At 69.1% G+C, this 12,531-nt stretch carries 12 protein-coding genes and 4 pseudogenes; 5 read left to right on the forward strand and 11 right to left on the reverse strand.

Annotated features, from left to right (window positions below):
- Positions 1-63: 63 nt before the first annotated feature.
- Complete coding sequence (locus ACSU6L_RS38925; protein ID WP_437064378.1) at positions 64-615, forward strand: SMI1/KNR4 family protein; 552 nt, start codon at positions 64-66, stop codon at positions 613-615.
- A 101-nt stretch (positions 616-716) separates the two neighbouring features.
- Here the strand turns inward: ACSU6L_RS38925 and ACSU6L_RS38930 are convergent, their stop codons facing one another.
- Entirely contained in the window at positions 717-2,378 is a 1,662-nt protein-coding gene (locus ACSU6L_RS38930) for a peptidase M23 (protein WP_437064379.1), read from the reverse strand.
- A gap of 200 nt (positions 2,379-2,578) precedes the next feature.
- Here ACSU6L_RS38930 and ACSU6L_RS38935 point away from each other — a divergent pair, with 200 nt between their 5' ends.
- Positions 2,579-3,244 (forward strand): cutinase family protein, encoded by a 666-nt coding sequence (locus tag ACSU6L_RS38935; RefSeq protein WP_073944971.1) that lies wholly within the window; start codon positions 2,579-2,581, stop codon positions 3,242-3,244.
- Positions 3,245-3,344: 100 nt separating this feature from the next.
- On the opposite strand, the gene ACSU6L_RS38940 is transcribed toward ACSU6L_RS38935, so the two are convergent.
- The 8 genes and pseudogenes from ACSU6L_RS38940 to ACSU6L_RS38975 all read right to left on the reverse strand — a co-directional run bounded on the left by ACSU6L_RS38940 (position 3,345) and on the right by ACSU6L_RS38975 (position 8,738).
- Positions 3,345-4,454, reverse strand: coding sequence for a BTAD domain-containing putative transcriptional regulator (locus ACSU6L_RS38940; protein WP_437064380.1), 1,110 nt, complete (start codon positions 4,452-4,454; stop codon positions 3,345-3,347).
- 157 nt (positions 4,455-4,611) lie between these two features.
- Entirely contained in the window at positions 4,612-5,121 is a 510-nt protein-coding gene (locus ACSU6L_RS38945) for a hypothetical protein (RefSeq protein WP_437064381.1), read from the reverse strand.
- Positions 5,122-5,147: 26 nt separating this feature from the next.
- Positions 5,148-5,483 (reverse strand): annotated as a pseudogene (locus tag ACSU6L_RS38950) (MerR family transcriptional regulator); the annotation flags it as partial.
- A 138-nt stretch (positions 5,484-5,621) separates the two neighbouring features.
- Positions 5,622-5,855, reverse strand: a complete 234-nt coding sequence (locus tag ACSU6L_RS38955) for a putative ATP-grasp-modified RiPP (RefSeq protein WP_437064382.1) — start codon at positions 5,853-5,855, stop codon at positions 5,622-5,624.
- A gap of 439 nt (positions 5,856-6,294) precedes the next feature.
- The gene (locus ACSU6L_RS38960) at positions 6,295-7,407 is read right to left on the reverse strand and encodes a catalase family protein (RefSeq protein ID WP_437064383.1); all 1,113 of its coding nucleotides are present in this window, start codon (positions 7,405-7,407) and stop codon (positions 6,295-6,297) included.
- Between the two features lie 211 nt (positions 7,408-7,618).
- Positions 7,619-7,894 (reverse strand): hypothetical protein, encoded by a 276-nt coding sequence (locus ACSU6L_RS38965; RefSeq protein ID WP_437064384.1) that lies wholly within the window; start codon positions 7,892-7,894, stop codon positions 7,619-7,621.
- Positions 7,895-7,905: 11 nt separating this feature from the next.
- Entirely contained in the window at positions 7,906-8,199 is a 294-nt protein-coding gene (locus ACSU6L_RS38970) for a hypothetical protein (protein ID WP_437064385.1), read from the reverse strand.
- Between the two features lie 188 nt (positions 8,200-8,387).
- Entirely contained in the window at positions 8,388-8,738 is a 351-nt protein-coding gene (locus ACSU6L_RS38975) for a hypothetical protein (RefSeq protein WP_437064386.1), read from the reverse strand.
- A 56-nt stretch (positions 8,739-8,794) separates the two neighbouring features.
- Here ACSU6L_RS38975 and ACSU6L_RS38980 point away from each other — a divergent pair.
- Positions 8,795-9,250: pseudogene (locus ACSU6L_RS38980) on the forward strand (ABC transporter permease); the annotation flags it as partial.
- 96 nt (positions 9,251-9,346) lie between these two features.
- Here ACSU6L_RS38980 and ACSU6L_RS38985 read toward each other — a convergent pair.
- Positions 9,347-10,615 carry a phospholipase D-like domain-containing protein gene (locus tag ACSU6L_RS38985; RefSeq protein WP_437064387.1) on the reverse strand — a complete coding sequence of 423 codons (1,269 nt, stop codon included), beginning with the start codon at positions 10,613-10,615 and terminating at the stop codon, positions 9,347-9,349.
- A gap of 689 nt (positions 10,616-11,304) precedes the next feature.
- On the opposite strand from ACSU6L_RS38985, the gene ACSU6L_RS38990 reads away from it, so the two are divergent.
- A complete protein-coding gene (locus ACSU6L_RS38990) occupies positions 11,305-11,793 on the forward strand; it encodes a DUF4265 domain-containing protein (protein WP_437064388.1) in 489 nt (162 codons plus the stop codon).
- A 77-nt stretch (positions 11,794-11,870) separates the two neighbouring features.
- On the opposite strand, the pseudogene ACSU6L_RS38995 reads toward ACSU6L_RS38990, so the two are convergent.
- Positions 11,871-12,101 (reverse strand): annotated as a pseudogene (locus tag ACSU6L_RS38995) (IS5 family transposase); the annotation flags it as partial.
- A gap of 129 nt (positions 12,102-12,230) precedes the next feature.
- Here ACSU6L_RS38995 and ACSU6L_RS39000 point away from each other — a divergent pair.
- A pseudogene (locus ACSU6L_RS39000) lies at positions 12,231-12,506 on the forward strand (ISAzo13-like element transposase-related protein); the annotation flags it as partial.
- Positions 12,507-12,531: the final 25 nt, after the last annotated feature.

The raw sequence follows: 12,531 nt of genomic DNA on the forward strand, positions 1-12,531 counted from the left end.
CGCCGGAGCACAGCACGCCATCGGCGATTCGGTCGGCCACTCCGGGTTGTTAGGGTTCGCCGGATGGAGAGCTGGGACGAGGGAGGCGTGCGCGCCCGGATACGGGAGCTGGCGGCGCGGGACCCGGAGCAGGCGCGCTTTGGGGCGGCCACGCATCGGTACGTGTTGGAGCCCCCGCTGCCGGAGGCGGAGATCAGGGCGTTCGAAGACGTCCACGGCATCGACCTGCCGGCCGAGTACCGCTCCTTCGTCGCGCGGGTGGGCAACGGCCCCGCAGGCCCCGCCCACGGGTTGATGCCGTTGACCCGTCCGCGCGCGGAGGCCGGCGACGACTGGGCCGTGGACGACGAGTGGGCCGAAGACCGGCTGCCCGGGCGGCTCGCCGCGCCGTTTCCTCTCACCGAACCCCAGGCCGGCCGGATCAACGTACCGACCGGTGACCTGACCCCGGGCACGCTCATGCTGGCCGAAGAGGGCTGCGGCATGTACATCCGTCTGATCCTGACCGGCCGGCACGCGGGCGAGATCTGGCGGATCGACCCGGACTGGGGCGGCTTCACCCCCGCGAGCCCCGGTTTCCGCGCTTGGTACACGACGTGGCTGCAGCGCCCCTGAACCTCTCCATGACCCCGTCCGGCCACGCCGCGAAGCGAGCACCCCCTAGGGGGTGTCTCGTCGATCGCGCCGCGAGCCCGGCATGATCGGCGAGACGTCCCCTAGTTGATCGCGGGGCCCGAATCGTTCAGCCAGCCCCATTCCGACCATGTGACGAACCCGGTCTGCCACCGGTGGTAGACACCGGCATGGCTGGTACCGAACACCTCGATGCGACCGTCGGCGTTGTTGCTCGCACCGATCTCGGTGCCGCCGCCACCGAAGGTCTCCCACTGCGAGTACGCCGCGTTCGGGCTGGTCTGCCAGGAGTGGCTCGCGGTGGCGGCGTTGATCGCGAACACCTCGACCCGGCCGTCGACCGACCGTGACGTGGTCAGCTCGGCGTTGGAGACGCCGCCGGTGCCCGTCCACTCCGACCACGTGGTCGGGCTGGTCTGCCAGCGGTGGAACACACCGTTGGCGTTGGAGGCGAACACCTCGAGCCTGCCGTCCTGGTTGTAGCTGGCCGTGACGTCGTGGCCGCCGCCGCCGAAGTCCTCCCAGGCCGACCAACCGCCGTTCACACCCGTCTGGTACAGGTGCTTGAACGTCGAGTCGGACAGCGCGAACACCTCGAGTCGTCCATCGGGTGCGTTCTCCATGGCGAGGCGCGAATTGGCCGGACCGCCGACGACGTCTTCCCACCCGGCCCAGCCACCGCTGGGCGCGGTCTGCCAGCGGTGGAAGACGCCGTTGGCGTTGGAGGCGAACACCTCGATACGGCCGTCGGCGTTGTTGCCCGCCGCCAGCCGGTGTCCACCGGTGCCGAAGTTCTGCCAACCGGACCAACCCGCACTCGGCGCGGTCTGCCACATGTGGTCGAACGTGGTGTCCGACAGTGCGAACACCTCCAGCCGGCCGTCCGCGTTGGACGCCACCGCCAGCTGCGCGTTGCGCGGACCGCCCGCGAACCGCCACTGCGACCAGGCGCCGTTCACCGCGGTCTGCCACGAGTGGTACACACCGTCTGCGCCGGCGGCGAAGGCCTCCAGCCGCCCGTCCGCGGACCGGCCCGACACCACACGGCCCGAGGCGTACGGGTGCTTCGGGCCGCCGCCCGTGCCGGCCCACAGCGCGTTGGCGATGAGTGCGGCGTCGCCCGCCTCGATCCCGTACAGGTGGCGCAGATCCTCCCGCGGTTGCTGGACACGCCAGCACACCTCGCCGATCGGCGCGTTGTTCCACGACCCGCCCTCATACACCCGTTCCATCGCGTCGAGGAAGGCGTTGGTGGCGTAGGTCGGGTTCAGACGCTGTTCCCGGCTGCCCCACCAGTCCTGCTGCTGGAACAGCCCCACGCTGGTGTGGTCGACGGGCTGGGAGTAGTTGTTCATGCTGCTCTCCACGATGATCGTGGCGATGGCGATCGTCGCGGCTCGCGGGTTGAGTCCCCGGTCCTTCACCGCCTGCGTGACCATCCTCGCGCAGGAGATCCTGTACGCGTTGAGGTAGCCGGCCATCTTCGCGTGCAGCTGCGGGTTGAGCTGGTCGGCCATGATTGCGTCGGTGGGTGACGGGCCGGCCGGATCACATGGCACGGTCGGAATGGCGAACCCCTGGGGGCCACTGAAATACCGGGACACGCCCGAGCGGTCGTCGCCCCGGCCCGGAACGGGCCCGGGTTGCGCGACGGCGACCGAGGCCGTCATCCCGATGACCAACACCCAGATGCCGGCCACGACGGCCAGTCTGGTGAACACGCGATGTAAGCCGGTTCTTGCCACTGTGTGTACCCCTCCGTTGTGAAGTGAAGTCGGCGGAATTCAGCTGATCCCGGGGATCGGCGGCCGACGGTAGAGGGCGCCGATGAAATCCCGATGGAACGGGCCTCCACCCCGGCCTCAAGGTTTGGGTTTCATCGGGATTTCATCGGCTGCTGTCACTGTCGTCCGGTGACCTTGGCCGACTAGATGGGGAGTATCGAATGCGGGCAAGAAAGTTCGCGGCCGCGCTGGCCGGACTTGTGCTGACAGCCGGGCTTTCAGTGGCGCAGGGATCCGCGGCGCAAGCGCAGACAGCGGCTTCCTGCGAGGGCACGTACACGATCGTTGTCGGCGGCACGGGAAGTTCGTGGAACAACGACGGCTTCAGCGGCAACATCCAGCAGCACGTCGGCTATCCCACCCAGATTCCCAACGGCGCGAGCGCCCGCGCCGGCGTCAACGAGCTGAACCGGCTGGTACGTAACCAGCGCGCCGCGTGTCCGGACCAGCACGTCAAAATGGGTGGCTATTCTCTGGGCGCCGCGGTGGTGCACATCTGGGTCACCGAGAACTGGATGACGTTCGGCAACGTCAACGCCATTCTCATCGCGGATCCCAAGCGCCAGGGCCCGCCCGGAGCCAATGGTGGAGCCGTGCCGTTCGGCGGTTTCGTCGGTGCCCCGCTCGCCGGTGCCGACAGGTTCTTCGGAAACGTGCCGGTCAAGACCATCTGCCACTGGGACTACGTCTGTGACGAGTCCGCCGGCATTTGGACCTACCCGGGCAACCACGTCAACAACTACCCGCACGACTTCAACATGGATCACCACAACGACAGCGCCAACGAGGAGTGGTACAACGGCGCCTGGTATCCCGCTTCCTGGTAATCGGAGAGGGTGCAAGGCCGAATGCTTCGCCATCTTTCATCGGCCCGGAAAACCGGTGCCGCTGGCAGGGGGTGAAGCGCCCGCGCTGTTCGGGACCGCGTCACCGACGTTTCGTCGCACCATGACGACGCGCCCGCGGCCGCCCGGCCGAGGGGGAGAGGCCGAGGCCGGCTTCGTCGCCGCACAGAATCATCTGGTGCGTCCGCCGCAGCATCCGGCTCGGAGGAACCCCCAGGTCGTCGGCGAGACGGCGGCGGGCGCGATCGAACACGGTCAACGCGTCGGCCTGCCGGCCGTTACGGTACAGAGCCCGCATCAGCATCGCGGCCAACGGCTCGTTCAGGGGGTGCGCCGCGGACAGGGCGAACAGCTCGGCGATCGCTTCCGAGTCCTGGCCCAGCCGCAGCTGCCACTCCAACTTCCGCTGTACGATGGCGATCCTGCGCTCGGTGAGCCGCAGCCGCTCCAGTTCCGCGAGCGGCCCGGGCAGACCGGCCAGAGGCTGCCCGCGAAACAGCTCCAGCGCCTGGGCACACAGGCGGACCGCCTCGGCCGGTTCCCCCGCCCGCTCGGCCGCCCCGATGACGGTGACCAGTTCCTCCATACGTGCCACGTCCACGTCGACCGCCCCGGGCACCAGCTGGTACCCACTCCGGGCGAACTCAATGACCGCGCCCGGAGTCTCCCCGCCCCGCAGGGCCTTGCGTAACCGGTAGACGTACACCGGCACCACGTTCCCTGCCGGCGGCTCCATCCCCCACACGTCATCGAGCAGTTCCTGCTGGCTGAGGCTCCGTCCCGTGCCCAGTGCCAGCGCCGCCAGTACGGCCTGCTGGCGAGGATGCCCCAGGTCCAGGGGCCGCCCGTCCTGCCAAGCCTGCAGCGGCCCGAGCAAGGAAATCCGCACCTTGGCCCCGCCCACCCGGCCGGCGGCGGTCCGCGACACCGGGCTCACCGACTGCGTACGCGGCCCACGCCCGGGCACGACCAGCCCGCAGTCGAAGGCGTGGACGATGGCGGCGGCCCGGTCACGCAGACCGAGCTTCACCAGAATCCGCGCGAGGTGTTCGGCGACGGCACCCTCGGAAACTCCGAGGGCGGCGCCGATCTCGTCGTCCCGCAGGCCCCAGCCCACGGCGGCGAGCACCTTGCGCTCCTGCTGCCCGAGCACGGTGGCAGTCGGGCGTTCGGTGGTGACGGTCGTCGGCATCGCTGCTCCCCGTACTCCGGACTGTCGGTCTGGCGGGCGCCGACGACAAGGTAGAGGGGGGAGCGCCGGGCAAGGCATCCGGAACGATCCGGAGTGACACGCGCGACCTGGGCTCCTTGGTGCATTCCGTGGGCGTTGCTGGGCGTTGCCGTGTGTGTCACGCGGCGGAACCAGGGGCAGAGGCACGCCGGGACCGGTCTCGACTGACGATGGCCTCGGCGACCTCTCGCACGGCGCCACGGAGAAGGTCACCGTAGGTTTTCCGAGGAAGGCCGGGAGCGTGCGACTTGGCCGCGTCGATGTGCTCGGTGGCGGCTTCGAAGGAGCCGAGTCGACGGTAGTTGTCGGCGAGGTTGAGGTGCAGGGACGGGTAGAAGCCGGCGATGTGGAGGCCCGCATGGTGCTCCTGGACGCGCTGCTCGGTCACGGCGTCGGCAGCGTCCAGGCCCCGGATGTCCCAGGCGAGGGCCTGCGCGGCATCTTCGTACAGGTCTGCCAGGTGGTGAGCCAGGGTGCAGCGGTGCAGCGGGTCACCGGTGACACCGATCGCGGACCACAGGCCCAGCAGTTTCTGGCGGGCGAAGGCGCTGCCACCGGCTCGCCCCTCGGCGACGGCGTGGCCTATTGCTTCCATGGTGGGGTCGAGGCTGTCGGATGCGGTGGTCATGAAGTGTTCGTTCCTCGTCGTCCTTCTCAGGTGCAGTGGTCGGACCTGACGGGCATGGCCAGGGTCGTGAGATCGCCGCGGTCGGCGGAGCGGATCGTGACGGGCTGGTCGTGGCCTCATAGGTCGAGCAGTACGTCGGGGCCGATCGCGGTGCTCACGGCCGGATAGAGCGTGGTCGGCTCGAACCAGATCTGGGAGGCCTGACCCGTCGCGGTGGCCGGAAGTGGGATGTCGGGGTGTCCGTCTTCCGCTGACACGACGTTCACCGCGTGGCCGGCGACATGCAGCCCGACATGCTCCCCGGACTGCTCTCCCGTGGCTCGCAGGAGCAGATCCTTCGAGACCGTCGCGCGAGTGGTGACCACGACAGTTGCGGCCTGATGTCGGCCGGGTCGACGCGGATGACGGGCACCTCACGCTCGTTGAGCGCACCGATCACCCGGTCTGCGGCGATGTCCTCCAGGGATGTGATGACCAGGACGAGGCCGGCCATCGCCGCCTCAGTCCCACTCGTAGTCGGTGGTGTTGTCGTCCTGCGTCTGCGGCTGCGGGCTCTGCCCGTCACCACCGCCCGACACCGACGCCGTGCCCGTGGTCTTGGACGTGCCGTGCCGGCCCATCTCCACCACCCGGCCTGCGGCATCCGTGTAGCGGGCGGTCTGCGTAGCCGCGTCGAGCGTCACCGCGGCGTACGCGGGCGGACCGGCCGGGAGCCGGTCAGTGACCAGCCGCATTGCCCACGGAGCCTGAGCTGGGGGTACAAGCGTCGCCATGCGTTCGTCCTTCCCCTTCACCTCATGCGGACAGCCCGGACGGCCACCGCACAGGCAGGATCCCGCACCGGCCGTCACCACAACCGCAAGTGCCGCGAAACGTGGCACAGCTCCTCGAGCGGGCACACGTAACCGACGCCACGCGCCCGATGCCGACTGTGGCCTGAGACCATCGAGACCATGGGCAAGCACTCCCGACCCGGACCGCCGAGCCAGCCCTCTCGCGCCGTCTCCCGCGCCGACGACGGCGACCCGCTCGCGGTCTATCACAAGCGGCGCCGCCCGCCGCTGGACATCCACCGCAAGCACCGCCCACTTAACGGCGGCGGCGGACACCTCCGCCCGGACGAGCCGCGCATCCTGGAGGAGTGGAACGGCTTCTCGGGTGCGGCTGGGCCGGTCAGCCGAGCAGTTGGGCGCTGCCGGCCGGTTCGCGCCGCTGTTGTCCGTTGATGCGGTGCCGTTCGATGGACGAGCGCCGGTACACCTCCTGGCGCACCCGCTGGATCTCGCCGATGGGCCGATGCTCCTCGCGTGAGCGCCACGGTGTGATCGACGTCGCGTCGGCGGCCACCAGGTTGTCGTCCCCGCCGATGTCCTGGCGCGGGAGGTCCACGCGGGCGACGGTCACCCAGGGGGAGAGTTCCTCGGGCCACTTCACGGACGTGTTGTCCACCGGCATCCGCACCAGATCGGTGGTGAGCTGCGCCTGGAGCTCGAAGGAGTGGTCCCGTTCCGCGGCCTCGGCGACCAGGGTGTGGCGGAACGCCTCGTTGTCCGCGCGCACGTCCAAGATCTGGTGGGCGAGGGAGGCCAGGGACTCGGCCGTCGGCACAGTGCGGATCTTGGCGATGTGGTCGCCGTACCGGAACGCGCCCATGCTGTTGTAGGTGTACGACAGCAGGTTCCTGCGCGGGACGGTGGTGAACGACAGCATGGCGAACAGTTCGTCCCACAGCCAGCTGTCGGGATCGGTGAGCGTGCCCCGGCGGGTCAGGAACTCCGCCATCCAGGTCTTGCGGCGGGCCGGGTCCGCCAGGCCCGCGGGCAACTCGGCGAACAGCTCCTCGATGACCATGTAGTCGTAGGCGGTGTTCGCGAAGAAGACCTCGTTGTTGATCAGGTTGAGGTCGAAGGTGCCACTGTCCGGTTCGTCGTCCAGCAGTGAGGTGCCCGGGACCCCGAACAGCTTGATGCCCATCCCGCACGCCGCGCCGAGCTGGTGGTCGGGACGCTGGTGGCCCAGACCGTTGGAATAGCGGACCACGGCGTCGTAGACGGCGGGCCGGGCGAAGATGCCCTGTCCGTGGAAGCCCCGGTTGTGACCGACCGTGACGGTGGCCTTGAGGAGGCCGTAGGTCTTTCCGTGGGCGGTGCGGACGGCGCGGCCGACGGCCTCGCGCTCGACCGACGCACCGGTGCGCTGCGCCACCTGAGCGACCAATGCCTCCAGCTCCTGCTGGTACGTCGGTCGTTCGACGGGGCGGTAATCCTTGTAGCGGACGGGATCCATGGTGCTTCCTCCCTGGAGTGGTGTGTCGACTCCAGACGCTAGCCAGCAATTTAATTGCGCACAACATAACTGCTCGTGATGAAGCACACGTCGGCGAGAGGCAACCACACAGGGGGCACCGAAACTGGCAGGGGCCCAACCATCGGTCACGGACGGGGGCGTCCCCCGAGTCGGGGCATCGAACGGGACCACCCCCGCCGGCTCAGTGACACTACTTGGGCTTCGGCGCGAGGTCGGAGGCGGACCGCCCGAGGCGGGCCTCAACGAGGTTGGCGGTGATCCAGTCCTCAGCGCATGCCTTGTGTGGGACGCGCAGGGCGGGCCGGTCGATCCGCTGGCCCGCGTGCAGGATCATCCAGCCGCGCCAGCTCCAGGGCTTGGGACGATTCTCGATGCCCTTGGCGCCGGTCAGGATGCAGGTGACGTGCGGCTGCTGGACGCTGATGCCGCGGATCCGGGTGCCCTGCGGGAGGGTCACGGTGCTCATGCGGCTCGCCCTCATGCTGCCGTTCCCAGGCCTCCGGCGCGGCGGCCGTTGACGGACGCGACCGTGGTGTGTGCGGGCGAGGCGACGACCGCGCGGCCCGAGTGCTTGCCGTCGTACAGGGCCGCGTCGGCGGCCCGCTGCAGCACGGTCAGGTCGCGGGAGCCGACCGCGCTCTCGGTCGCGGCGCCGACCGAGGCGGCGACGCCGACGGTGCGGCCGTCCTCGAGGACGACGGGGGTGTGCAGCATGCGGACCAGCTGCGCGAGGCGCTGCTCCAGGCGCGCGGCGGGCAGCGCCAGGACCACGGCGAACTCTTCTCTGAACTAAGTACCTGTTTCCGAACGTCCAGCTCACGCACCGTAAAGGGCGAAAGCAGCCGAGAGTGCGCCGTTCGCGAAATGTGCGGTGCAGTCTCAAGCGGTGGTGTTGAGGAGGCTGGTGCCCAGCGGGGTCGTGGTGTGGAGGGCGGTGTTGTGGTGGCGGACGGTGGTGGTCAGCCCGGCGGTGCGTAGAACGGTCGCGTGCTGGCTGGCGCTGGCCGGGGAGATACCGGCATGGCGAGTTCGGTGGTGGTGCTGCCGGGATGATGGGCGATGGTCCACAGCACGATGGCCCGGGTGTTGCCGAGGAGCGTGGTCAGGGAGTCGGGGACGGTGCTGAGGATCCGTGCGGTCTCCGTTGGCGGCAAAGCGAGGTCTGTGTCGTCACGGCGGATGGGGTAGGTCAGATACGGCTGGGGTTCGGCGCTCACGCCCAGTACAGGGGACGCGACCCCGAAGAACGACGGAATCAGCAGCAGGCCGCGGCCGGAGAGATGAATGTCGTCGTCTGCACCGTCGGCCATGGTGAGTTCCAGAACAGGCGGCTTCCACTTGATGTGGCGGGGGTTGAGTCCGGGGCATCAAGGTGATGGACAAGCAGGACATCCGCGACGAGTTCGGCGGCATGATCAACATGATGCTGAACATCATGTACGGCCTCCTCGCCATGGCCCTGATCATCGCGGCCCTCGGGGTCGTCAACACCCTCGCGATGTCCGTCTTCGAGCGCCAGCAGGAGATCGGCATGCTGCGGGCCATCGGCCTGGACCGCCGCCAGGTCAAGCGGATGATCCGCCTGGAGGCCGTGGTGATCTCGCTCTTCGGCGCGCTGGTCGGGGTCGCGATGGGCAGCTTCCTGGGCTGGGCCATCGGCCAGACCCTCAAGGACTCCATCCCGGGGTACGCGATGGTCATGCCGTGGGACCGCATCGGGATCTTCCTGCTGCTGGCCGCCCTGGTGGGTGTCCTGGCCGCGATGTGGTCGGCGCGCAGCGCGGCGAAGCTGAACATGCTGAACGCCATCAAGGCCGAGTAGTCCGCGCCCGCACGCGCCGGAGGGCCGGGTTCCCCATGGGAGCCCGGCCCTCCGGCCGTTGCCGCCGCCGTCCGTACGGGCCGGCGGCGGTGCGGGTCAGCTGCCCGCGCAGTAGCTCATGAGTTGCACGTGGTTGGCCTTGTACTGGTCGAAGACAGCGGCGTCGTCGATCTTCAGCAGCGTCTCGTCGTTCGACCGCAGCGCCTGGTACGAGTAGTTGTGGCTGCCGGCCCAGACGATCTTCTTGCCGGCGACACCGTCGTACGTGCCGTTGACCAGCAGGTACTTGGAGTGCAGACCGATGTTGCCGGTGCGCCCGGCAGGCGGGGTCTCCCAGCACTCCACGCGCTGGGTGAGCTGCCCGGAGAGGATGCCCTCGACGGTCCTGCCCATGGAGTTCACACCGTCGCCGCCGCCGTTGGGGTCGCTGTCGTGGGCGAGGATCACCGAGCAGCCCGCGTCCACCATGGAGACCATCTTGTCGGCGATGTGGGTCCGGTAGAAGAGGTTGGCCGCGATGCGCACCTCGGAGCCCGCCGCGCAGTTCACCTTGTCGAGGATCAGCTTGACCGTGTCGGTGGAGGCGTCGGTCTGGTAGGTGGTGCCGGACGTCTCCTTGCGCGGGAAGAAGTACGCCTTGTACGCCGGGTTCGTGGTGCTGATCGGCGTCTTGTAGTAGTGGCTCAGGCCGGCGCCGGCCGCGTGGGCGACCTGGTCGTCGAAGTAGGCCCGGTAGATGTCGTAGAGGCCCTTGTCGACGAGGGTCACCGCGTTGTTGTGCAGGCGTTCGCGCTGGTGGGTCGTCAGGTTGAACGAGGTCTGCACCACCACGTTGTCCGCCCCTCCGGTGTGGGAGAAGAGGACGAACTTGTTGTGGTTGATCGGGTAGTCCGGCGAGCCGTCGGACTTGGTCAGCGGGCGGGTGCCGATGCAGCCGCGGTTCCTGCCGCAGTCCAGCAGCCACGAGGGCTGGGTCCGGTCGGTGCCCAGCGCGGTGCGCAGGGTCTCCAGCTCCCCGCCCACGGTCACGGTTTCGGAGGAGAAGTGGTCGAGGATCACCTGCACGGAGACGCCCCGGTTCTTGGCCGCGATCAGCGCGTCCCGGACGGGGCCGTCGGTGAAGGTGTACATCGACATGCGCACCGAGCTGCCCGCCGGGGCGTCGCCGATGAGCGAGACGAGGTGGTCGCGGATCCTGTTCTGGTCGGCGGCCGTGCCCGCGGGGTCGTTGAAGACCGCCCCGGGCGTGACGGTGACCGCCGCGGCCGGGGTGGGCGCGGCGAGAACGGCGGTGAGGGCGACGACCAGCCCGAGGAGCCAGGATCTGCGGTGCGGATGCACACCGACCTCCAGTGCGTACGGCAACCCATGGTGAGTGCATGACAAATAGGGCATTGTGGACCCACGGGGCGCGGGGCGCGGGCCCCGGGACCCCGGAGCCCGCGCCCCGCCGGGCCCGGACGTGAACATATCCCAGCGGCCGGGCGGCCCTGCGGGCACCCGGCGGCGCAGGGGCAACCCTCAGGCAGTGCCCCAGGTCCGCGCGCGCAAACCTCGCCGATGAGGATCCGGTCGTCGGCACGCTGTGCCAGAGATGACTAGCTCCAGCGAGGCGCTGGTCCTGCCGCGCACCCGCGAGCGGGGGTGGCACGCGGGGCGCCGAGGCGGTTGGCGACGACACGGGCCGTCAGCTCAGCGGTGCTGGTCACCTTGGGCTCACGGCGAGCGACACTTCGAGCCCCAGCCCTCGACGGATCCTGTCGACAGAACGGTACTGGGTCGCACTGACAGCCGTGCCCGGATCTGGCCAACCACCACCTACACCGTGCTGGTGGTGTGCTCGTCGTGGGCGGGGTGCGGCCGGGTGAGGCAGTCGGTGTGATGACCAGCGGCATGAGCAGGACGACGGTTACCAGGTCCACGAGCGCGGCGAGGCGGAGCGCTGCTCCGAGGGTGGCGGTCGGCGATCGTCGCGGGCTGCCCGTCGGGGCCGGAGACACGCACCTCCGTGCTCCGCAGTCCGGTCTGGTGGATGCGAAGCGGATGATGGTTCGGTGACGAACATCAGTGACGACCACGTGAAGGTCCATTTCCGCATGGAGATAGACGAGGACGGATGGCCGCCGACGAGTGTCGAGAGTCTGTGGGCGGTTGACCTCGGCGATGGCACGGTGCGGCTGGACAACACTCCCTGGTTCGTCCGCGGAGTCGCCAGTGGTGACGTCATCCGGGTTCAACCGGATGACGACGGTGTTCTCTGGGCCGGAGAAACGGTGCAGCCTTCGCAGAACTGCACCATCCGACTCATCGTGCTGAAGGACGCCGGCTCAGCCGCCGCCCTGCAGAGCGTGCTGGAAGTCTTCCATCGCCTCGGCACGACGGGCGAAGGCATCGAGCGGTTCGGGATGGTGGCCTTGGATGTCCCGCCGCAGGCAGAGCTGCTGAAAATCCGCGAGGTGTTGGAACACGGCGAGACGAAGGAGTGGTGGCACTGGGAAGAAGGGTGTGTCACTGCCGCCTGGGAAGCCACTGCGCGACCGTGAGGGCAGCGGTGCCCCGTCCCAGCCCGCAGTGAGCCAGGCTGCATCGTTCTCGTGCAGGAACCGACCGTTCAGGCCCGTCATATCCATTCGCCAATCGCGGCGATCAGGACCGTGGCTTCGAAGCGGACGGCGAGCTTGTCGAACCGGGTGGCGACCGCCCGGTTGCGCTTGAGCCGGTTGATCCCGCATTCGACCGCGTGCCGGGCCTTGTAGTCCTCGCGGTCGAAGGCCGGAGGCCGCCCGCCGGCCTTCCCGCGCCGTTTGCGGTGGGCGGCCTGGTCGGCAGGCTCCGGGATCGTGCACCGGATGCAGAGAAGGACGGCAGTCGCTCCAGCATTTCGGCGTACTCGCGGTCGACTGCGGCGGTCATCTCTCCGGCCAGTTCCCGTCGTTCGACGGCATCAACGACCTCGGTGCGCACCGCCCGCATCCGCCCGCCGTCACCGCACCCGCTCGCCGAGCTCTGCCACCGCGGCAGCGACCGCGGCCCGTTCCGGCAGCAGACACACCGACTGCTTCGCCGGACGACGAAATCGCTGCGCCGCCTGGCGCAGGAGCTGACCCGGAAGAGTCACCTCGTCTCGGTGATGGCGATGGGTCGGCTACTGAAGTAGAACGGCTTCAGCCGGCGAGCCCAGGCCAAGACGCTGGAGGGCAAGCGGCATCCGGACCGGGACGCACAGTTCCGCTCCATCAGCGAGCAGGTCAGGCAGCCCTGCCGCGAAGCGCGAGGACTGT

This window comes from Streptomyces sp. enrichment culture, from assembly GCF_964272855.1.
Classification (GTDB): domain Bacteria; phylum Actinomycetota; class Actinomycetes; order Streptomycetales; family Streptomycetaceae; genus Streptomyces.